Genomic DNA, 21578 nt, shown 5'->3' with positions numbered 1-21578 from the left:
TGCTAAGCGTTAAAGCCAATTGCCTATTGCCTGTTTTATTCGCATCGTCAGGATTGCTAAGCGTTAAAGCCAATTGCCTACTAAAACGTAAGCTGCCCAGAAATAAGGACGTTTCCAGTCTTGTGTCTTATCGTTCCACAAAGCTAGTTGAGCTTTCTGGAGTGCCTCAGCCTTAGTCAAATTGGGATCGGCTAACTGGCGGTAGAATTCACTCATCAGCTGGGCAGTAGAGCGATCGTCTACTGCCCACAACGTTGCTAGCGTACTGCGCGCCCCTGCCCGCACAGCTATACCTGCGATTCCCAAAGTAGCGCGATTGTCCCCAGCAGCTGTTTCACACGCACTCAGAACTAGTAATTCAATCGGGCTATACCTGCTAGTGTCGCTAGTTCTGAGTAAATTATCTAACTCGTCGATCTTCAGGAGTTCTTTCCAAGTGAGAATATAAGTGTCCTCTAGGTTGGAACTGAATTGACCGTGAGTTGCCATGTGAACTACGGTAAAGGGATTTGAGTTAATTTGATTTTGAATATTCGATTTAACAAAACTTTGATTCAGAAGTTCCTTGCTGTTAGGCACTTCTGCCTTAATTTGCTTTAATTCATATAACACATTTGGCAGCTGAGGAAACTTTCTGCCTTCAACTTCCCTAAACTGACTCACCCCAGCAGTTAAGGCACTTAATCTTTGCCGTTGCAAAGGTGTGGGATCTAGCAATTGCAGACCTGGAGTTAAAGCGATCGCATACTTTTCTACAAGATATTTTTGTTGTTTGTCGTTATAGAGAACCCCCATCGGTACATTTCGCAAAGCGCCATCTAAGACAAATACTAGTTTTGTTATCTGCATATTTTCTAACTCAACCTCAAGCGGTTGAATTAACCAGCTATTTAACTGCTGGGACAATTTTTGCACGTCATTTGTGCGATCGGGTTCTTTGAGGTATTGCTGCAGCAATTTTAGTGTTTGTTCTACTTCGACTTGAGATTTTTTCGTCGTGTAGTGACGAAGATTTTTCGACTTTGGCAGTTTGAGAATGACTTCTAGGCGATCGGGCAAAATAATTGGATAAATAACTGCTGCCGTGCGATCGCCATTGTCAACAACCAGATCGATCGACTCTGGCTTCGCATCTAAACAGGCAGAGTGAAAAAAGTTCTCTAGTTCTGCCAATTGTAATGATTCAATTGTCGTTCGAGCTGACTGAAGATTTTTCTGGAGATCTTCAGGACTGGGATTATAGCCTCCCTCGGATTGCAACAGCAGATCGACGAGTTGACGATAAACGGGTTCGACTTCATCTCGAAAGGAAAATTGGAGATCGGGATTTATCCCAACCAAATCGCGGCGGAGAAGTTTTAAGTTATCAACTGCTTCCGTATAAGCAGCGATCGCTCCTGTGATATTTCCTTGATTTTTTAATAAGCGTCCCAACTGCCACTGCCATAGATAAGTAACGTCTGAGGCATTAGCTTGAAGATTTTGTGTCGCGGATAAAGCTTGCTTGGTGAGATCTTCCGCTTCATTCCACTGTTGAGTTTGTTCGTACAATTTGCCCAGATTTCCTAGAGCATAACTAATTGCTCGCTGGTCTTTTAAATCTGTTGCTTGTCGGACTGATGCAGCTAGCAACCGAGCAATATCTTGCCATGAAACAGCGATCGTGGTGTCATGCTGCTTTAGTTGTGTCAGACTTTGGGCAAAATTTATCGCATCGTAGATTGCTGTCCGGCTGGGCGGTGAGTTGGCAATAGAAGGTTGGATTTGGGGATAGAGTTCTCTAGCATCATCCCATTTCTTGGTTTCTAGCAATAGACTCAAGTGATTCAACTGCGCCCCTATGCGCGTATTGGGTGAAGTAGATGCACTAGCAGCTTGTTGGTAAAATACTAGAGCAGCTGGAATGTCTTGCTGGGCGCGGGCTGTATTACCCAAACTCAACAAAGTATCGCTGATAGCTTGAGCAGATGGTATTCCTGTAGCATTTGCTTTGCCCATTCGCCTTGCTATTGCTAAACTTTGCTCTAAAACTTGGCGAGAGGCGTTAAAATCACCAATAACTCGCAAGACATTGCCGAGGCTGCGTAGTCCCGTCGCCTTAAGAGCGGAGTCTGGCTGCTTTTCCAGAGTTTGTTTTATCCGATCTAGTGTCTTTCGAGCCTGACGATAATGCCCCAAAGCTTGTTGGGCTTGGGCTTGATTGATTTGGTTACGAGTTAGCCCATCGCTATATTCAAGCTTGGCGTAGAGATTAAATGCTTGTTGCCAGGTAGCCAAGGCTGTTTCAGATTGTCCTCGTGTTAATTCTAAGCTACCTCGGACATCTAGAGCTTGAGCAAGGATTTGCATTTGCTCTTTGGCAGTACCGATATTTTGCTCGGTTTGTAATAGTTTAAGACTCTTAGCGATCGCACCTTCAGCTGGGGGTAGCTGTCCGAGTTGCTGATAGGCTAGGGAAAGATTGCTCAAAGCTATAGCTTGGTTCAATTTATCCCCATTCGCTTCAAAGGCATTTGTAGCCTGTTGCAAAACCTTGACTGCTTGGGCAAACCGTCCGGCATCGTAGAAGTTTTTGCCCTGTTGTACTAGGTTCTGTGTTTGAACGGAGCTACTTTGCCCGCTGGGGACAGTAGAGTAAACAGCAGGATTGGGAAAAATTAAGGATAAGATTATACATAGGAACGCACTCATCAGTACCAGGAGAAACTGGTTGAGCCAACTCTTACCTAAGTGATTCGCCTTCCACAAGGGTTGTACTGCGTTAAAAAATACATGAGGTTTTCTTGCCATGTTCCTGCTGTTGGAGCAACGGATACTAAAAGAATTCCACAGTTGATTGAATTGGTAAAGCGATCGCGCTACTTCTTCCCATTTAATCCAGATTGCACCTAGCAGAAGACTGCCAGGAGTTATGGCGTTGTGCGGGAACATTAGAAGCAGTCAGAATGACTTTGCCCTGGCGATCGAATCTCCACCCACTAGCTTCTACAATCGGTGCTGGTGATGGTGCAGTTGAACTAGTGGCTGGAGTTGGACTAGATTGATTTTCTATTATGGGTTGAAGTGCGACCCAATCGATAGAAATCGCATCACTACTGAGTACTTCTGTAGGATTAGGCGGCAAGCCACCGCGACCAGTGACGATAAATTCGCTTTGATTTTGAGTGCCACCAGGAGTACAAGTCTGCGCTACTTGGGTGTCGACTGGAACTGATGGCAAGTTAACTAAGCCGTTGTTGGGATCGATATCGGGGATATTAATTTCCAGCGTACCACTAAGTCCAAGTTCAGAACTGGCTGTAATATCATTTTGTAGTGTCAATCGAGAGCGAGGCTGAATTCCGAAGATACTTTGAGCATTAATTTCAATTCGACCACCTCTGCCTGTAAAGGCATTCGCAGTAATATCGCTGTTTTCTCTTGGAAAGGCAACGATGAAGCCATTCGGGGCATTGATGGCGATGTTACCACCCTCTCCAAACTGCTGTGCAGTGCCTGCGGTGGTGGAGATTTGGCTACTATTACGCAACAACAACAAGTCTTGAACGTCAAGCGTCAAATCGCCCCCGTTACCAGAGCGAGTTTGTGCTGTAATACTGCCGTTGTTGAGTCTCACAGAGTTAGCAGCGATATCAAGTTCACCAGCTACACCAATACCAGCACTACTAACTGTGACTTGTGCTTGATTTTGAACTTGTAGCTGCCCAGTTGTAATCTTAATGCTCCCCCCCTGACCTGTGGAGTTAGCATCTGTGTTAGCAAACACGCCACTCAAAGAATTAATTGGATCTACAAATGGTCTCCCAAATTGAGCAAGTCGGGCATCAAACGTGGGGTCACTGCCAGAAATGGTAATGCCTTTGGTAGCATCGATCGTGATGTCACCTGCATTACCTTTGTCGAAAGCTGCCGCCAGGATTTGTCCGCCACCAGTTAGATCGAGGCTATTAACGTTAACGATGATATTACCACCCCTAAAAGCATTCCTCGTTCTTGCACTTAAAATCCCTCCATCGGATATCTTTAATGCATCAGCACTGAGGAAAATCTCACCACCCTGACCTTGACTGTTATCTTCGGGATCGGTAAACAATCCACTAGAGGAGCCGTCCTTTGTATTAACCCCAGAAATGTTAATAGAATTTTTAACATTGACCGTTACATTTCCTGAGTTCCCCTGTCCACCTTGAAATATGCCAGCAACCAATTCGCCTCCATTAGTTAAAGAAAGGGAGCTACTTTGAATGTAAATATCACCACCATTACCAATGCCTGTTGGACCCACTGAAGTAAATACAGCACTACCATAGTTATCTGCTCCTGCCCCATCAATGGAGATGTTTCCACTGGCTAGAATCCTCACATTCCCTGCATTTCCTTGTCCAAGATTGACGCTTTGCACTTGAGCGCCATTAGTTAAAGAAAAGGAACCAGTTGAGATAATAATGTTACCTGCATTGCCGATTGCGTTTGATTCTACTCTATTTCTGAGAAAGCTATTGGCAACTTTTATTTCCCCTGTGGTATTGAGCGTAATGTCTTGTGCAACAGTGTCAACTGACTCTAAACCTGACCCAATGCCAGCTTTTAGCACACTTCTTTCCAAAACATTTAGATTCCGAGCGTTGACTGCTATACTACCGCCTCCAGTCCCTTCTACATATATAGCTGCTCGATTAGTCAGGGATACATCTGCTCGCGCCACATTCTCAGGAAATAGCAAGCTGAGACGATCGCCACCTACATCCAGCTCTACAGTACCAGATTCGCTCAATCCGCCTAATTCAACTCGTCCACTATAAGCATTTAATTCTCCCCCATCCATGCTGACGTTACCACCCACCAGCAGTAAACTTTTACCATCTGGTACTCGTAAACCAATTGCATCAAAGCCTGCTGGATCTGTTCCCGCTGGCGCTACTGAGTTATTTTGAATAGATGCGGCACGAATTTGATTAAACAGTAAAGCTGAAGGGTTAACCGTCAGTAGTCCAGGATTGCTCGGATTTGTGGCGCTAAAAACACCGCGATCGCCAAATCCTACTGCATTAGCTGTGGTAGCGACAAACGAACCACCAACATTTAGACGGGCATTTGCGCCAAAAATGATTCCATTAGGATTGAGCAAAAACAAGTTGGCATTGCCCGCTACACCCAGCGTTCCGAGAATATTGGACGGGTTAGCCCCCGTAACTCTAGTTAAAATATTCTCAATTCCATTTGGATTCGTGAAAACGGCAGCTCGTCCTTCATTCACGTTGAATTCCTGAAAACTGTGAAACAGGTTTGTGTCTCTAATTGCACCGCCATTTATCGCATCCACCTCACCTGTGGATGTGACGGTGGAATTTTCTGTGCCCATCGTGTTATCTGGAGTAATCTGGGCGCTAGCACTATCTACTGTGCAAGCTAGTGCTACTCCTATCGCCAGACAACTTCCCAGTCTGATTGTTTCACTCCACTTAGAGCAGATAATTATCATTAAGTTAACTTACCTATTTGAAATCATAGTAGTTGCGCGAACTCTTCCAGAATTTTACAGTTAATTGAATTGGTAAAGCGATCGCGCTATTCTTCTCGGCAGTTTAGGGCAGCTGGCAATTAGCAGAAGACTGCCAAGAGTCATGGAGTTGTGCGGGGACGTTAGAGGCGGTAAGAACGACTTTGCCCTGGCGATCGATTTCCCATCCTTGAGCCTCTACCATTGGCGCTGGTGATGGCGCAGTAGAGATAGTGATTGGAGTTGGACTAGATTGGTTTTCTCTTGTGGGTTGTAGTGCGACCCAATCGATAGAAATTGCATCACTAGTGAGTACTTCTGTGGGATTAGGAGGTAAGCCACCGCGACCAGTGACGATAAATTCGCTTCGATCTCGATTGCGACTGGGAGTACAATTCTGTGCTAATTGGGTGTCAACTGGGACTGATGGCAAGTTAACTAAGCCGCTGTTGGGATCGATGCCTGGTGTGTTGATATCCACAGTCCCGCTCAACTGGGGATTGGCTCCAGAAGCAGTAATATCACTGGTGCGATCGTCTGGCGCTGCTCGAAACTGCGTGCCAAAGATCCCAGAAGCATTAATTCGCACGTTCCCACCACGGAAATTAGCAGAATTGGCGCTGATGTCGCTATTTTCAAAAGTAACGAGCAAATCAGTGTCGATGTTAATGTTGCCGCCAATGACGTTTTCACCCTCGGCGTTGGTGAAGATGTTGCTATTGCGACTCACGAACAAATTTTGGGAGTTAATATTAATTGTCGCTTGCTCCGAGTTAGGATCGACAAGAGCGCTTTGCGTATTGGCGGTGAGTAAGGCGTTGTTGTCTAAACGGATGGAGCGAGCATTTAATGTCATATTGCCTGCGGTTCCGGTTCCACGACTCCGCACGCCTACTGTAGCTCCATCTTGAACTAACAAGGTATCGGTTTTAATCGTCAAATCGCTCGCATCACCTGTTGAGTTTGGCTGTGCAGAGGCAGATAAACTACTAGAAAGACCATCATTGCTCGTACCACTCAGTTGCACGATTTGGGAATCAACATTCAAAGAACCCCCATTGCCAGCACTAAATGTAGCAGCACTTACCTGCGCCCCACCCTCAAGCCACAACGTATCGGTTTTAATCGTCAAATTGCCCGCATCACCTGTTGAGTTTGGCTGTGCAGAGGTAGATAAACTACTAGGAAAACCATTATTGCTCGTACCATTCAGTTGCACGATTTGGGAATCAACATTCAAAGAACCCCCATTGCCTGCACCAAATGTAGCAGCACTTACCTGCGCCCCACTCTCAAGCTGCAAGGTAGGAGTTTCAAGATTCAAGTCTCCCGCATTCCCTGTTGAGTTTGACTGTGCAGAGGTAGTTAGGCTACTGGAAAACTGACCGTCTTTGCTTGTACCTATCAGTTGCACCTCAGAAGAAGCATTAACTGTTAAATTTCCACCCTTACCAGCACCAAATGTAATAGTATTTATCTGTGCCCCACCCTCAAGCCGCAAGCTGCTAGCACTGATATTGACATCGCCTCCTTGTCCGTTTGCTCCTGGTAGCACCTGATTGGCAATGATACTTTCGTTATTAAGGTAGATCGCTCCAGTTGCATTAATGTCAATATTGCCTGCCTTACTATTCTTAGAAGCAAGTCCGCCTTCTATTCCGGCAAACAGGTAACTTCCTTCTGTCATTTCTAAATTTCGAGCATTAACTGCGATACTTCCACCAGCACTAGCAGTTACATCTACCCCAGCACCGTTGCTCAAGGAAATATCACTTCTTTGTGTACTGTCGGGAAAACTCAAGCTCAGATTATTCCCTTGCCCATTCAACCCAACTGTTCCCGCACCAGCTAACCCACCTAACTCGACTCGCCCACCAAAAGCATTCAATCCTCCACCATTTATCTCGATCTCGCTGCCTACTAACAGTAAGCTATTGCCATCTGGTACGCGCAAACCCGTAGCCACAAACTCGCTAGATGGATTTAGACCAGAGTCAGCAATTGAGTTATTTTGGATCGCGGCGGCACGAATTTGGTTAAATAGTAAAGCTGAAGGATTGACTGTCAGTAGTCCAGGATTGCTAGGATTTGTAGCACTGAAAACACCTTGCTCGCCAAATCCTACTGCATTAGCTGTGGTGGCGACAAACGAACCACCTACGTCCAGACGGGCATTCTGTCCGAAAATAATGCCATTGGGATTAATCAAAAACAGATTGGCATTGCCTCCTATTACACCTAGCGCGCCGAGAATGTTGGACGGGTTAGCCCCCGTAACTCTAGTTAAAATATTCTCAATTCCAGCCGGATTCGTGAAAATAGCGGCTCGTCCTTCATCTACATTGAATTCCCGAAAACTGTGAAACAGGTTAGCGTCTCTAATTGCGCCGCCATTTATCGTATCAACTGCACCTGTCGATGTGACGGTAGAATTTTCGCTACCGAGTGTAGTGTCGGGCGCAAGCTGAGCAACAGCGCCATTTTCCCCAGCACAGAGCGCCCCAACAGTGGCGAGAAAGCTTGCTAGTCCTAATTGCCAACTCCAATTCCAGCTCATCTTCAGTCGATTCGCTACGAATTTAGAATATCAGATTGAGAGCTAAATACTAGAGCTAGAACACTAAACTTCTGTCAATCATTCAGGGAGTAACGATATCTCTCTTTTTACAGGCATTCAGTTTCGTCGCCTCTGCCGCTCCTGCTCCTCATGATTTTGCGCTCTCTGCCGCTCCTGCTGCTCTTTATGATAGTGATTTAGTAATCCTATCGCCATAAATATAAACATAAACAATCCCCACCACTGCTGATCCGTCAATTCCAACTTCCAATTTTTATCCGTCCACGCAAAAAAATCCTTTACAGGCTGCCAATCGGCAAGCGCCAATAATCCTTTGATAACGATAACGGCAAGCAAGCATACTGCTACAAGAACAAGCGCGCATACTGCTGCGATCGCAATCAACTCCAAAATCGTCTTCCTGTTTTCAACTAAGGCTTTGATTACAATCCAACAAACGAAAAACGGGAATATTACAACTTTTACAAACGCGATCGCAATAAACTGCAAAAACTTCTTAACGTATTCTCTGACGAGCCGTGAATTACGATGTCGTGGATTCCTTCGGAGATAAGGTTGACCCAGAGGTCTAATACCTTCAATCTGAAATCCATTTAATTCTTTCAGTTCTCCCGATCCTATACTGATTTCAAGCTGCTCCATCTCATTTTGACGACCGCTTACATTTAACTGCTGTTTGCCACTACGGTCAGTAATAATAGCAGCAGTAATACTACCTCCATAAATTCTTTGTAACTCTTGCTGTACTTTTAAGTCGATTGAAGCAAGCTCCCTCGGATCTTTTATAGTTAAGTCAAAATCTCCTCCCTTTAAGTCGATAATTCTTTCAATCACATCCCATATTTTACTTTTTTTAACTAACTGTTTTGATTCATCTTCTTCTGATAGCTCGGCAATTTCTTTCCAAGATAATTTCAGTTTCTCACATATGGCTTGGAAATAAATGGGATCGATTGGTTTGCCGTTGAAAAACTTGGTAACTGTTGTTCTACCTATTCCAATTTTTTTCTCATCTAATTTATTATTTGATTCTTTATCTAATTTAGAATAAGTTAATTCAACCGAATTCGCAAGTGATTTTTGATTCGCCTAGTTTTTTGAATGCTGTTTTTGCTGCTTCTAAACCAGCGGCAGAGGCTTTATATGTATTTCTTCTTTGGTTAGAATTCATATAGCTAGAGTTTTTTAGCAGTAATTGGCTTTGTTGTATCAAGGAGTTGCGGATAAGCGACGCAATAGAGCTGAAGTGTCACTAACCAACTTTCACAACAACAAACCATCACATCTATAACTTAGTATATTGAGCATAGTGCTGCGCTTTTCACAAGGGGGAAGCCCGAAATTCGAGATAAAAAGTTACGCCGCATTCCCACTCGATGAGTGCAAAGTCTAGAAACAATACAACAATCACCACTGCCCTTCACCAGCAGGAATGGCTATGTTCCACTCCAAAACCGTCTTTGGAGACAAACTGTGCGCTGCCGCAGATCTGACAATCAGGCGGTGGCGCTATTCATCTAATGTGCTGCACTCAATCGGATAATTCAAATTGTAAAACTTGATACAGCTTAGGTTGAATACTAATCAATTTCCTCATTCAACAGACTCCTCTTTCCAAAATACATCTACGTAATAATGCTGCAATGATTGATTAATCTAGTCAAAACTAAAGCGTAAAGCAGTCATAAGTCAATTATAAGTCAATCAAAGCAGTCCTGAGTCAAGCCAACTTAGAGCGACGAAGACTAATCGAATTCTTGGATTAGGAGAGCGATTGTCGCAAAATATGTTTATCTAACAATGCCGTCAGTGTAATTATAAAGCGAATAAAGACGAGCATAAGAAGAGCAAAAGAACATATTATCGCAATCAAAATGTTAGATTTTTTGCTCTAAATTGAGAAGTAAGAGTTGGCAAACACGAAAGAGTTGTAGTCATGCAGTCAAAACTTGTTGAGCGAAAAAACTCTTTAATTGATTAGTTTTTGATTCCTATTTTTTCTATGGGATCTTATAGACAAGTGAGGTTGTCTGCGTGGTAAAGACATGCAGAATTAAATTTGAGCTGCAAAGCTGACTTTAGTATGCCAATTCAAATAGAAAGCTATGAGCTTTGTACGTGGAGAAAACACGAATATGAAACGTAAGATAACTGCAATTACTGGGACGATACTGGCGATCGCTAGCAGCGGAAACTTCCTAGTACCCGCTACTGCTAACAACCATATAAATAGTTTGATAGTTGCCCAAAGAAGACCTTCACCAGGCACATCATCCCAGGGAGTTGACGATCGAAACCAGTACTACGATGTTCTCAAATACAAAGAAATCGTATAGGCTTAGTGGGACTTGAATGCTACTTCGATCGCTGTCAAACGACAAGCGCATTGTCTTCCCTTTTGAATAGGAAAGTGCATAGCGACAATGCGATCGCAGACTCAGCAAGATACTCTTTACCCAGTTGTGGGACGAGCATCTTGCCCGTCTCCATAGGTACAAGATACGAGCAAACAGATTTGAATCTAAATTTCAAGAGCGAAAAAGCAACTTTAATTTCTGGATTAACTAGGCAAACTTAACATTTTAATAATTCATGTATTCCTCCAATCCCAATCGGATTTTAATTGTTGATAACGACGAATCTACTCTGAAATTACTACATGATTATTTGCAGTTTCATGGCTATGAAATTTTTAGTATTGCTAGAGGAGCTAACTTCTTTCAAACTCTCAGTGTTTTTCAACCCCAGCTCATCGTACTAGACTTGAGACTACCAGAAATTGATGGTTTTACGTTGCTTGAGCAATTAAAACAACGAGATGAATGGCAGTCTATCCCTGTAATAATAATTTCGGCACTCGCTTCTCAAACTGAACGGCAACGAGCTTACAATTTAGGAGCAAAACATTACTTTGTTAAGCCAGCCAATCTCCGTATTCTTCTGCAAACAATTCAAAAGGAATTCCAAGTATGAGAATTATCAAAGTTGACTTAACCTTATTTTTTGTCACAAGAGTCGTGCTGAGACTGCTTGTGTTGCCAAAAGTATTTGATGTCGGTCAAATCCTCTAAAGTTGGGATGGCTCATTATAAACAACTGACCTTTAGCAAGAAATGACAAACTTTAACTCCCAAAATGGGTCTGCAGATGATTTTGACAACCACAGTGACCAGCCAGATTCAAAATGGGAACGTTGGAGGAGCTATTTAGAATTAAATCGCGAATTATTTAGCTCAATTCATATCGAAAACCATCCACAAGCTAGTTTTTTTTTCATAGCAATAGAGAAGTTTGAAGGCAGAACATGGAAGGAAATTTCCGCTAGCTTGGATGGGATTCCACTTCGTACTCTCGGTAGGTTTTATAAAGACTGCATAGACCGGTTTTACGAAGGCATTAAAGACTATCTCAACAATAACAATCCTGACAATAGCAATCTTGACAATGAGAATTTTTAAATCAAATCACAAGGAAACAATGACAGACTCAACATCCTCAACTTTCACAGTCCCAATAGACATAGCAGATCTCGATCGCGCACGACAATTTGGATCGCAATATCACGGCGCTAAAGCCGAACAGGTTTATCACAATACTCTGGCAGTGCTTGCGGTTGATTCCTTCCTACGTGGTTTAGAAATCGAAACCGCTCTGGCAGCCAGCGAAAGTCAAGACACGGTGTATCAAGTTTTGATGGATGTCAGCGACTTAGAAATTTCTGACTTGGGAAAGCTAGAGTGTCGTCCCGTGCTGCCTCAAGCAGATGTCGTCTCCATCCCGCCGGAGGTGTGGACAGAACGCATTGGCTACGTAGCCGTACAGCTCGACTTGAATTTGTGGCAAGAAGCAACATTGCTGGGATTTACCACAGAAGTGACAGAAAGTGGCGAAGTGCCGATCGCGCAATTGCAAGCGATCGCCGAGTTGCCAGCACACATACAGCAAATTAGGCAAACAAAACTGAGTTAAGGACGGAGTAAAATCATGGATTTCAAGATGCCAAAAATTAAAGAACAGTCAGAACAATTACAGAATAAGGAATTAGAAGCGATAGCGGGGGGGCGACTTAACAACCTAGTAAAAAACCTCTCGTTGCGAGGTAAGGTTGCCAGGTGGGCTGCCGTGGCTGCATCCGTAGTAGGGATCTCTGTTAGTATGGCTATGCCAGCTGAAGCAATCAATCGTGTACCTTGCCATGAAGACGGGTACTTTAGCATCTATCAAATGTTCGATGGCAGACAATTCGGTGACTCAAAGTGCTTTGCAAATGCTGGCGATGCCAATGTTGTTATTGCTGATGTGCATACAGTCTCCTCAGGAAACAACGCTGGCTATATCATCCATCACTAATCAGGGAAGGTTTGACTTCAGGAAATGGCAGAGGGCTAACTTCATCGATAGGGTTGGCACAGTGACCATTCTCCGCATCGTCATCTATTGATGGAAGGGTCGTGCTAAGCGGAAGTGTGGGGCTATTAGACTGAACTATTTATCCCACACTTTTACAGGGCATGACCTATGCATCCCAGTGGAATTTAAGGAGAACCAAACAATGAGCAATATTCACAATGACGGAGAACACATGGAAGACCAATTACAACAGATAATTAATGAAGCACTCAGTCTTCCCCCTAATGCTATTTCCTATCATATCAGCCAGAAGCTAGCATCAAAATATCCGGAAAAGGCACTCCTAGAAGGTAGCGATTCTACGTTTGCTCCGGAAGCTTTTTCTAACGCTAAGCTTTGCACTCTGCTTCAGAAAAGGGATTGTTACAACCAGAACAAAACTGCTTGGAGTGGGCAATACAATAGACTTTACCCATATATTATCAATGGTATGTTTGAAGTGAGATGGCAAGAAAATCAGCTCGTTTTGCTCTTAATGAATTGGAAGGAAAATTCTTGTTCCGTTAGGTATTACTGGATTTTAGCTGATAGCAAAGAAGTTGCCGAAGAGTTTTACACTACTGTTTGTAAGTGGAATTCGCAGATTGAAATTAATAATGAGATTTTCGTATTTGAAGGTGGTTACTGGTCGAAGAACAGAGAATTATCTAAGTCGATTAAAACTGTGAGTTTCGACAACTTGATTTTGAAAGGGGAACTCAAACAAGACATTCAAAATAACTTAAATCAATTTTTTGCTTCCCGTGAAAAATACGAAAATTTCGGCGTACCTTGGAGGCGCAACTATCTATTTGTTGGACCACCTGGTAATGGTAAAACTCATACTATTAAAGCTATAATTAATCAATTACAAAAACCAGCTTTGTACGTCAGAAGCTTTGAATCTTCTGAGTTCTATAGACGCAATTCTGAAGAAAACATTCGTTACGTATTTCAGCAAGCGCGAGAGTATGCGCCCTGTATTCTTGTGTTAGAAGATCTTGATACTTTGATAAATCGTACAAATCGCTCGTTTTTTCTGAATGAACTTGATGGCTTCGCTTCTAATCAGGGTATTGTGATTTTAGCAACAACTAATTATCCCCATAAAATAGATCAGGCACTTACGAAACGTCCTGGTCGCTTCGATCGCAAGTATAATTTTGAATTACCAACTTCATCAGAACGTGTCGCTTATATCAAACTGTGGAACGATAATAAGTTAGAAAATTCGCCGATGCGCTTAAGTAATGCTGCGATCGCTCGGCTCGCCGAATTAACAGATAGCTTTTCTTTCGCTTACTTAAAAGAACTCTTTGTTTCTTCCATGATGCAATGGATGGAAACAATGGCAGCAGGGACAATGGAGAAACAGATGATTTCTCAAGTTCCTCTGCTAAAAGAGCAAATGAATAGTTCAGCTAAGGCTAAGAACGAGAATTAAGGGTTGTGCTGCAAGAAAATGATGGATTAAAATAGTTTCTTGAGAGAAACTATTTCTGCCCGAATCTAATGAATCCCAAAACCCCATTTAAGTGGCGACACTATCAACCTAAAATCATTCTGCTATATGTGCGGTGGGCATTGTCAACTTAATGGGATAAATCCGAAAATCGGCACGAGGATTCCTGAGTAGCCAGCTTGGCTGATTTTAAGCAACAGGTTTCAGACAAGCGACTTCTCGCCAATCCTCAAATCGTTGGCGTAGTTGTTCTCGGTATCGTGGTGCGGTGAGTTGATGCTGTTTCAGGTGGAAGTGTCCTTAAATCGGTTCAAATGCCCAGAGAAATCGTTGCGCTTGCCCGGGTGATTTGAATTTGGGTAGTGATATGGAAGTAGTGGTGAGTTGTAATTCTTGCCCTTTGGGCATTCTGTCTACTATTAGCTAGTACAAATAATCCTCACATACTCGCCTAAAATTAGTATTTTTGATGATAACAATTTTAGCGTTCTTATTTTACTCATTTGTATTACTAGTGCCTAAATTAACACCAGAGGTGATAGAACCATCCCAAAAAATATGTGAAGAACCTTCAGAAGGAGTCTGTCCTACCTGTAGTTCTGAGCAGGTGATTAAAAATGGCTCAACTCATAATGGCAAGCCAAAACATCAATGTAAAAGCTGTGGTCGCCAATTTGTTATCAATCCTACTAACTCACCTGTTTCAGCGGAAACCAAGCATCTGATCGATCGGCTCTTGCTTGAGAGAATATCATTGCGAGGAATTGCCAGGGTGACTCAGGTGAGCTGGTCATGGTTACAAGATTATGTCAGTCAAAAGCTAGCTCGAACTCCGCGCCAGGTCACAGTTTCAGTCAAACTGTCAGGAAAATTGATTATTGAATGTGACGAGCTATGGTCATTTGTTGATAGCAAGAAAAATGGGGTTGATATTTGGCTAGCGATTGACCGCAATTCTCGAAAAATTGTCGGTTGTTTTGTGGGAGATAGAACCAGAAAATCAGCTCGTAACTTGTGGGCTTCTTTACCAGAGGTTTATCAACAATGTGCCTTTGTATATACAGATTTTTGGCAAGCTTACAACACAGTAAGTCCTCATAAACGTCCAAAGCGCTGTTGGTAAAGAAACAGGTTTAACTAATCATATTGAAAGGTTGAATAATACCTTTAGGCAACGGGTTTCTCGGTTGGTGAGAGACAGTCTATCCTTCTCGAAAAAGTTGCACAACCACATTGGAGCAGTTTGGTACTTCATTCATGGCTACAACGCAGAGCTTGACATGATTTGAGCCTCACCACTACTTCCATATCACTACCACAAGCCTTAAGTAACATTTATTCACATAAACGACTGTGTAGATAAACCATGATTTAAGTACAGTCGTCACAGTAAAAGTGCCATCTCACAAGGCTTTTCTAATAATCGTTTAAATTACTAAGAATTTTTCCAACAGAGATTTAAGTTTTGCATAAAATCACCGAAAAAAACTTGAGAAGAATATAGAAGGTTGCATTGACTCTTTAACGCTCTTTGAGTCAAGTAGCAGACTTTAAGTAATGCAATGTGAAAAGAGCGGAATTAGCCCTCCTTTGACAAAGGGGAACAAGAGAAAGTCGCATATGGGGTTAAATTAGCAAATGGCTCTAGATGAGCAGCTCAAGCAGCTAGCAACGATCGCCCAACAGCATCCAGAAGAATCGAAAAGGAAAGAGGCGCTGACGCTGCTAGTTCAAGACATTTGGAAATCGGGTAGGCTTTATCGCCCGTCGCGAGGAGAATACTCACCTGAACAATATCGGGAGATTTATCAGGAGGCATTACAAAACCTATTTTTGTTCGTTTGTCAAGAAATTGATAGGTATAACCCAGAACTTGGAGAAGTAATAACATGGTGTAATGTTCTCTTAGAAAGGCGATTTTGTCGAAATGCAAGTCGCCAGTTCAGAGGCAATCCAGGTATTCGGAGCGTGACTTTATCAGACCTAGAGGATCTAGCTTTATCGGAAGCACCCCTATACCCAGGAGAAGATTTCAGAAGCTATATAGAATCAGACCCACACAATTTATTCGAGATAACTCATATAAAAAATCATCCAGAAGCTAATTTTGCAGCTATAACAATACTGCGACTTGTTGAGGACGAGTCTTGGCAGGAAATTTCCGATAGGTTTGGGATTACAGTTTCCACACTGAGCGTATTTTATCAACGCTGTTTACGCAGGTTTGAATCAATAATTCGACAGGATCTCAGTATTTAACTTCAATCATAGTAAAACAATGATGCGAGAATTATCAACAGTGTCAACCTTCAAAGTTCCCCTGGGCATAGAAGCCCACGACCTAGCGCGAGCATTTTGGCAACAACATCGCGATCGCGCCAAAGCTAAACAAGTTTACCTCAATACTCTAGCAGTATCCGCTGTAGATTTCTACCTGCGTTGCCTGGGAATTGAGACAAATTGGGCAGCTAGTAGCAGCCGCAACCTAGTGTATCAGCTTTTGATGGATATTGCCGATTTAGAAATCCCCAACTTGGGTAGGCTAGAGTGTCGCCCAGTACTGCCAGAAGTAGATGTCGTCTCCATCCCGCCAGAAGTTTGGTCAGAGCGAATTGGCTACGTCGCCGTACAGCTTGACGCTTCGCTGCAAGAAGCAACATTGCTGGGATTTACCACCACAGTTCCAGAAAGTGGCGAACTGCCGCTCGCGCAACTACAAGCGATCGTTGAATTACCAGCACACTTACAGCAAATTCAGCTAGCAAAACTGAGCAAAGTGCAGGTACTCAGCCAATGGTTTGAAAATCTGTTTGATGGCGGTTGGCAGTCTCTAGAGACACTTTTAGCTACAAACCGCCAAACTCTAGCCTTGAGACACGGGCATATTTCTCAATTACATGAGAATAGCGTTCAGGGAGTCAAACTAATCGATTTGGGTCTACAAATCGGGAACCAATCTCTAGCATTGCTGATAGCGCTCGTGTCAGAGAGCGATGAGCAAGTCAGTGTGATGGTACAGTTACATCCAACCGGCACAGAAAACTATCTATCACCAGATATTAAACTAACTTTGCTCTTAGAATCTGGAGAGATAGAGCATACAGTGCAGTCTCGCCACCAAGACAACTACATTCAACTAAAACGATTTCGAGGCAGACCAGGAGAATGCTTTAATATTCAAGTAGCCTATGGTGAAATAAGCGTGACCGAGAACTTTATTATTTAATCGCTTTTGTTAGAGGTAATGAGTAAGTTAGTCGTCTTAAGCTTCGAGAATGGTGACTTGCATCGCGGCTTTCCCTCTGTCACAGCCCGGTTTTGGGAAGAAGGCGATTCTCATTACATGAAGTTTAATGGTAGTTTACCGGCAGCACCAGAGCTTCTAGACCTCTACAGAAATTGGCGGTTACTGTATTTAGCACTTTATCGACGTTTGGAGCTGAATTCTCGCATCGAAATTATTGGTGGAGATGTGACTAACGTTTCAGCAGTTGACTTTGACAGTACGTGCAAGCAGTTGTCGGACAAAATTAACCATTGGCTTGATTCTCCATCTTTTCTCCGAATCGAGCAGGAATTACGCACGCAATTAGACCCAACACAAGAAATTCGAGTCATTATTGAAACTGACGATCGCCTGCTGCAACAGCTGCCTTGGCATTTGTGGGACTTCTGCACAGCTTACCCAAAAGCGGAAATAGCCTTAAGTGCTTCAGAGTATAGACGAACGAAGAGACAGCCGACAAGAACACACAAAGCTAAAGTGAGAATTTTAGCAATTTTTGGTAATAGTAAAGGAATCAATCTAAAGAAAGACCGAGCGATTTTAGAGGAGTTATCAGAGCAGGCAGAAATAAAGTTTTTAGTAGAGCCGCAACTAGATGTTTTATACAAATATTTGTGGCAAGATGAGGGATGGGATATTCTTTTTTTTGCCGGTCATAGTTCTAGTCAAGAAAAAGGAACGCTCCAGCTAAATAAAACCGATAGCCTAACGCTCGACCAACTCAAGTACGCCCTACAAAGAGCGATCGCTGGCGGTTTGAAACTGGCGATTTTCAACTCCTGCGATGGATTAGGCTTGGCGCGGGATCTGGCAGAGCTAGATATTCCCCAAGTAATTGTCATGCGGGAGCCGATAGCGGACGCAGTGGCTCATAAATTTCTCAGGGATGTTCTCTGGGCTTTTTCGGGCGGAAAAACATTATATGTCGCCGTGCGGGAAGCACGAGAAAAACTACAAGGACTAGAGAAGGAATATCCCTGTGCAACTTGGCTGCCAGTTATCTGTCAAAATCCAGCCGAACCGTTGACTAACTGGCAAGATTGGTACGCTCCACCCAGCAATTCTACTGCCAATAGATTCAAGCAAAAGCAACCACATCGCCAAATCTCGATCGCTCAGAATCAATTGGGCAAAGTACTCTTAGCTAGTATGGCGATCGCCGCTTTGGTGGTAGGAGTCCGGCAACTAGGTATACTACAAACCTGGGAGTTACAAGCTTTCGATCTGGGTTTGCGTCTGCGACCCAATGAAGGGTTAGATCCGCGCCTCCTGATCGTGGAAGTAACCGACAATGACGTGCGGCAACAGCAACAGAAGGAGATGCGAAGTCTATCAGATGCCGCACTCACACGGCTGTTAGAAAAACTCCGACCGTATCGACCTAGAGTTATAGGATTAGATATCTATCGCGATTTTCCAGTTAACCCCAACCAGCCAAAGTTAGTCAATTATTTGCGAGACGATCGCTTGATTGCTGTTTGTGAAGTTCAGCGGGCAAAGGATGACTATCCAGGAAAGGATGATTATCCAGGTATTGATGCTCCGCCGGAGATCCCAAAAAATCGCCTTGGCTTCAGCGATCTCCCAGTCGATGGCGATCGCGTCATTCGTCGTCAGATACTATTTATGGATATCAATCCTCAGTCTGCTTGTGCAACGAACGAATCCTTCAGTTTCCGGTTGGCGCGGCTTTATCTAGATGCCGAAGGTATTCAACCTCAACGAGATTCGCAAGGAAATTGGCAGATGGGCAATGCGGTCTTTAGGCGACTTGAATCTGATACTGGCGGCTACCGTCAGTTGGATGCAGGAGGCTACCAAATGCTACTTAGTTACCGCGCTGCCGATCCAGTTGCCAAGCAAGTTACTCTCTCCCAGATCTTGAGCAGTTCGCTTGATGCGAAGCTATCCACGTTAGTTAAGGATCGAATCGTTCTCATTGGCACGACAGCTGAAAGCTTTAAAGATTTCCATCTCACACCCTACAGCATTGATAGCGGGTCTAGGGTAATGCCAGGAGTTACGATCCATGCTCACATGATAAGCCAAATTATCAGTGCGGTTATGGATCGTCGCCCCTTGCTGTGGTGGTTGCCGCTGTGGGCTGAAACTCTCTGGATTTGGGGCTGGTCGCTGGTGGGGGGAGCACTGGGCTGGCAATTGCATTCGTCGCTACAGCAAGGGCTAGCGATCGCTACAGCCCTTGGTATCTTGTCTGGACTCTGTTTCGTCCTCTTGCTCAGAGGGGGCTGGCTACCGTTGGTTCCAGCGGCGATCGCCACGGCGATCGCCCTATTAGTGGCTGATAAAGTTACTCAAACCGATCACAAGTCATAAGTTTTCATGGATCGAAACCGTCATGCTAAAGAAGTTACCTCAACTACCAATTGCGATCGCTATTGCTATAACTTGGATATTTGTCGGTTACTCAAATTACCCCTGGCAAGTTTGGGCGCAGTCTGACAGAGCGATCGACAACGTTTCTACCTCAAAACGAGCGAAGCAGCAACCTGATTTTTCTGGTTACGGCAGACCTGGGCGCAGAACTGGAGGAGGAAGCCGCAGCCCCTGTTCGCCAATCGACCCGCCTTTGACCGCTTTGATCCCCGAAACTAATTGGGGCAACACAGTTGCCGAGCGTCCGAGTTTTTGGTTTTACGTGCCTTATTCTCCCCAACAAGCACAATCTGGAGAATTTGTGTTGCAGACAGAACGGGGAGAAGACGTTTATCGAGTTCCTATAACATTGCCTCAAACGCCAGGGGTTGTTAGCCTTAGCATCCCGTCAACAGAAAAACCTCTAGAAATCGATCGGTGGTATCGCTGGTACTTCAAACTTTATTGCACGCAGCAAGTATCTGCCCCAATTTTTGTTGAAGGTTGGGTGCGACGAGTGGCACTAACTCCTACACTTAAGAATCAGTTACTCTCAGCCAAAGCACGGGATTATAATGTATACGCCGCCAATGGCATTTGGTACGATGCCATAGCTTATCTAGCTCAACTACGGCTTAATTCAGCAAGTGCTCAGCTCGATTACGAGTGGGCTGACTTATTAAATGCAAAAGGTGTTGGTTTAGAACAACTTCAGCAGCAGCCAATAGTTGGTAACGCTGTACTAGTAAGCGAAGTTAAAAGTCAAAAGTTAAAAGTCAAAAGTCAGAAGTAAAAAACCTTGCCAGTAGTTACACGGGTGGGAGAGCCATCGAACCAGCGAACAGCGATCGGTGACAAGCGCGTGTGGCTCTTGAATTTAAACCCGCGCGCCTTGTCACACCTTCCGTGTTGCACTAGAGTTTATCTACAAAAAATAATTTGTAAAGAAATTTTACGATGGTTGATGCTCTGCATAAAAAGGAAGGCAAAAGTCTGAGTTCTTTTTAGAGATACAGAATTATTGATTTTGTATTTTGCAGGCACGCTCTATCTATCAAACTTTTGAAACTGGGAAAATTCAATTTGACTAACAACTGGAACAAGCCTTCTTTTCCACAATTATGCGTACCTCAGCTAGTGCGAGATCGACAGCAAAATCTTACTAAGCTCTCAATCAGCCTATGTTTCTAAAATCGAAATCCGCAAACAAAAGCAAAGTAAGCTCAACTACGTTCGCGCTCGAACAGCATCTCACTACCCAGATCGCGATCGGGATGGTATTATTCCCAAGTTTGACCCAGTTAGATTTCACCGCACCCTATGAAGTCTTTTCCCGTTTACTGAATGCCAAGATTTATCTATTAGCTCCAACTCTCGATCCGATTTACTCCGAATCTAATTTTCCGCTTCTCCCTAATACCAGCTTTGAGCAATCGCCAATTCTGGATGTGTTATTCGTGCCTGGTGGTTTGGGTGTCAATGCTAAGTTGGAAGATGATAAATTTCTTGAATTTCTAAAATTTCAAGGCGATCGCGCTCGTTACGTGATCTCAGTTTCTTCCGGTTCGCTGTTACTGGCTATATCATGCGCTTTGCCGATGCTTTTCACCACACTTTCGAGTACGTCATTGTCGAACAAGAAATCCCCAAGCGCGATCGTATCTACGAGCAAACTCATACCTTTTCTAATCTAGTCTCAATAAAATATCCCTGGTTAAATCTTTTGTTTCTCAACTATGACTATCACAACGCCCATCATCACAATATGCGTTGTCCGTGGCATGAATTACCTCAGTCACACCAACAGGTGTTTGGAGAACAACCAGGTGGACTCTTGACACTACCGCAGTTAGTTAGCAACTATCATCGCTATCGAACTAGTCGGTTATTCTCTGGGCAGGGAGAAGCAGTATTAGAAGATAGTACCCTGGATGCTTCTACAGGTGGAGTTGCGGTTTCTTTTCTCACTCCGCCATAGATGAATACA

17 protein-coding genes are annotated in these 21578 nt (G+C 43.7%); 13 read left to right on the top strand and 4 right to left on the bottom strand.

Going from position 1 to position 21578, the window contains the following annotated elements; genetic code table 11:
* Window positions 1-63: 63 nt before the first annotated feature.
* The 4 genes from N4J56_RS35245 to N4J56_RS35230 form a co-directional block, all read right to left on the bottom strand.
* Entirely contained in the window at window positions 64-2931 is a 2868-nt protein-coding gene (locus N4J56_RS35245) for a CHAT domain-containing protein (protein ID WP_317111392.1), read from the bottom strand.
* On the bottom strand, window positions 2873-5482 hold the full coding sequence (locus N4J56_RS35240) for a filamentous hemagglutinin N-terminal domain-containing protein (RefSeq protein WP_317111390.1): 2610 nt from the start codon (window positions 5480-5482) through the stop codon (window positions 2873-2875). Before N4J56_RS35240 ends, N4J56_RS35245 begins: the two co-directional genes overlap by 59 nt.
* Before the next feature lie 103 nt (window positions 5483-5585).
* Window positions 5586-8057, bottom strand: a complete 2472-nt coding sequence (locus tag N4J56_RS35235; RefSeq protein ID WP_317111389.1) for a filamentous hemagglutinin N-terminal domain-containing protein — start codon at window positions 8055-8057, stop codon at window positions 5586-5588.
* Window positions 8058-8174: 117 nt separating this feature from the next.
* Entirely contained in the window at window positions 8175-8912 is a 738-nt protein-coding gene (locus tag N4J56_RS35230; RefSeq protein WP_317111388.1) for a hypothetical protein, read from the bottom strand.
* Window positions 8913-10183: 1271 nt separating this feature from the next.
* Between N4J56_RS35230 and N4J56_RS35225 the strand changes: the two genes are divergently transcribed.
* The 13 genes from N4J56_RS35225 to N4J56_RS35165 all read left to right on the top strand — a co-directional run bounded on the left by N4J56_RS35225 (window position 10184) and on the right by N4J56_RS35165 (window position 21569).
* The gene (locus N4J56_RS35225) at window positions 10184-10414 is read left to right on the top strand and encodes a hypothetical protein (RefSeq protein WP_317111387.1); all 231 of its coding nucleotides are present in this window, start codon (window positions 10184-10186) and stop codon (window positions 10412-10414) included.
* 256 nt (window positions 10415-10670) lie between these two features.
* A complete protein-coding gene (locus N4J56_RS35220; RefSeq protein ID WP_317111385.1) occupies window positions 10671-11051 on the top strand; it encodes a response regulator in 381 nt (126 codons plus the stop codon).
* 140 nt (window positions 11052-11191) lie between these two features.
* On the top strand, window positions 11192-11536 hold the full coding sequence (locus N4J56_RS35215; RefSeq protein ID WP_317111383.1) for a hypothetical protein: 345 nt from the start codon (window positions 11192-11194) through the stop codon (window positions 11534-11536).
* 19 nt (window positions 11537-11555) lie between these two features.
* Window positions 11556-12047 (top strand): DUF1822 family protein, encoded by a 492-nt coding sequence (locus N4J56_RS35210; RefSeq protein ID WP_317111382.1) that lies wholly within the window; start codon window positions 11556-11558, stop codon window positions 12045-12047.
* Window positions 12048-12062: 15 nt separating this feature from the next.
* Entirely contained in the window at window positions 12063-12428 is a 366-nt protein-coding gene (locus N4J56_RS35205; protein ID WP_317111380.1) for a beta/gamma crystallin domain-containing protein, read from the top strand.
* 232 nt (window positions 12429-12660) lie between these two features.
* Entirely contained in the window at window positions 12661-13911 is a 1251-nt protein-coding gene (locus N4J56_RS35200; protein ID WP_317111378.1) for an ATP-binding protein, read from the top strand.
* A gap of 574 nt (window positions 13912-14485) precedes the next feature.
* Window positions 14486-15218, top strand: a protein-coding gene (locus N4J56_RS35195) for an IS1 family transposase (protein WP_317111750.1) whose coding sequence is annotated in 2 segments (ribosomal slippage) — window positions 14486-15040 and window positions 15042-15218 — 732 coding nt in all. Because the reading frame shifts where the segments join, the coding sequence is not laid out codon by codon here.
* 349 nt (window positions 15219-15567) lie between these two features.
* Window positions 15568-16188: a sigma-70 family RNA polymerase sigma factor gene (locus N4J56_RS35190; RefSeq protein ID WP_106216276.1), complete on the top strand. Its 621-nt coding sequence runs from the start codon at window positions 15568-15570 to the stop codon at window positions 16186-16188.
* A gap of 19 nt (window positions 16189-16207) precedes the next feature.
* Window positions 16208-17155: a DUF1822 family protein gene (locus N4J56_RS35185; RefSeq protein ID WP_106216275.1), complete on the top strand. Its 948-nt coding sequence runs from the start codon at window positions 16208-16210 to the stop codon at window positions 17153-17155.
* A gap of 18 nt (window positions 17156-17173) precedes the next feature.
* Entirely contained in the window at window positions 17174-19552 is a 2379-nt protein-coding gene (locus tag N4J56_RS35180) for a CHASE2 domain-containing protein (protein WP_317111375.1), read from the top strand.
* Window positions 19553-19574: 22 nt separating this feature from the next.
* Entirely contained in the window at window positions 19575-20384 is an 810-nt protein-coding gene (locus N4J56_RS35175) for a DUF928 domain-containing protein (protein WP_106216273.1), read from the top strand.
* Window positions 20385-20865: 481 nt separating this feature from the next.
* Window positions 20866-21285: a DJ-1/PfpI family protein gene (locus N4J56_RS35170; protein ID WP_317111749.1), complete on the top strand. Its 420-nt coding sequence runs from the start codon at window positions 20866-20868 to the stop codon at window positions 21283-21285.
* Window positions 21177-21569: a fatty acid desaturase gene (locus tag N4J56_RS35165; RefSeq protein WP_317111374.1), complete on the top strand. Its 393-nt coding sequence runs from the start codon at window positions 21177-21179 to the stop codon at window positions 21567-21569. The genes N4J56_RS35170 and N4J56_RS35165 overlap by 109 nt, the downstream gene beginning before the upstream one ends.
* The last annotated feature ends 9 nt before the right edge of the window (window positions 21570-21578 follow it).

The organism is Chroococcidiopsis sp. SAG 2025 (assembly GCF_032860985.1).
Lineage (GTDB): Bacteria > Cyanobacteriota > Cyanobacteriia > Cyanobacteriales > Chroococcidiopsidaceae > Chroococcidiopsis.
This window is presented reverse-complemented; position numbering and strand designations above follow the sequence as displayed.

Excerpts from the sequence above, each read along its gene's own strand:
- N4J56_RS35245 (WP_317111392.1), bottom strand. The coding sequence starts at position 2,931 with ATGTTCCCGCACAACGCCATAACTCCTGGCAGTCTTCTGCTAGGTGCA.
- N4J56_RS35240 (WP_317111390.1), bottom strand. The coding sequence starts at position 5,482 with ATGATAATTATCTGCTCTAAGTGGAGTGAAACAATCAGACTGGGAAGT.
- N4J56_RS35235 (WP_317111389.1), bottom strand. The coding sequence starts at position 8,057 with ATGAGCTGGAATTGGAGTTGGCAATTAGGACTAGCAAGCTTTCTCGCC.
- N4J56_RS35225 (WP_317111387.1), top strand. The coding sequence starts at position 10,184 with ATGAGCTTTGTACGTGGAGAAAACACGAATATGAAACGTAAGATAACT.
- N4J56_RS35220 (WP_317111385.1), top strand. The coding sequence starts at position 10,671 with ATGTATTCCTCCAATCCCAATCGGATTTTAATTGTTGATAACGACGAA.
- N4J56_RS35215 (WP_317111383.1), top strand. The coding sequence starts at position 11,192 with ATGACAAACTTTAACTCCCAAAATGGGTCTGCAGATGATTTTGACAAC.
- N4J56_RS35210 (WP_317111382.1), top strand. The coding sequence starts at position 11,556 with ATGACAGACTCAACATCCTCAACTTTCACAGTCCCAATAGACATAGCA.
- N4J56_RS35205 (WP_317111380.1), top strand. The coding sequence starts at position 12,063 with ATGGATTTCAAGATGCCAAAAATTAAAGAACAGTCAGAACAATTACAG.
- N4J56_RS35200 (WP_317111378.1), top strand. The coding sequence starts at position 12,661 with ATGGAAGACCAATTACAACAGATAATTAATGAAGCACTCAGTCTTCCC.
- N4J56_RS35190 (WP_106216276.1), top strand. The coding sequence starts at position 15,568 with ATGGCTCTAGATGAGCAGCTCAAGCAGCTAGCAACGATCGCCCAACAG.
- N4J56_RS35185 (WP_106216275.1), top strand. The coding sequence starts at position 16,208 with ATGATGCGAGAATTATCAACAGTGTCAACCTTCAAAGTTCCCCTGGGC.
- N4J56_RS35180 (WP_317111375.1), top strand. The coding sequence starts at position 17,174 with ATGAGTAAGTTAGTCGTCTTAAGCTTCGAGAATGGTGACTTGCATCGC.
- N4J56_RS35175 (WP_106216273.1), top strand. The coding sequence starts at position 19,575 with ATGCTAAAGAAGTTACCTCAACTACCAATTGCGATCGCTATTGCTATA.
- N4J56_RS35170 (WP_317111749.1), top strand. The coding sequence starts at position 20,866 with ATGGTATTATTCCCAAGTTTGACCCAGTTAGATTTCACCGCACCCTAT.
- N4J56_RS35165 (WP_317111374.1), top strand. The coding sequence starts at position 21,177 with ATGCGCTTTGCCGATGCTTTTCACCACACTTTCGAGTACGTCATTGTC.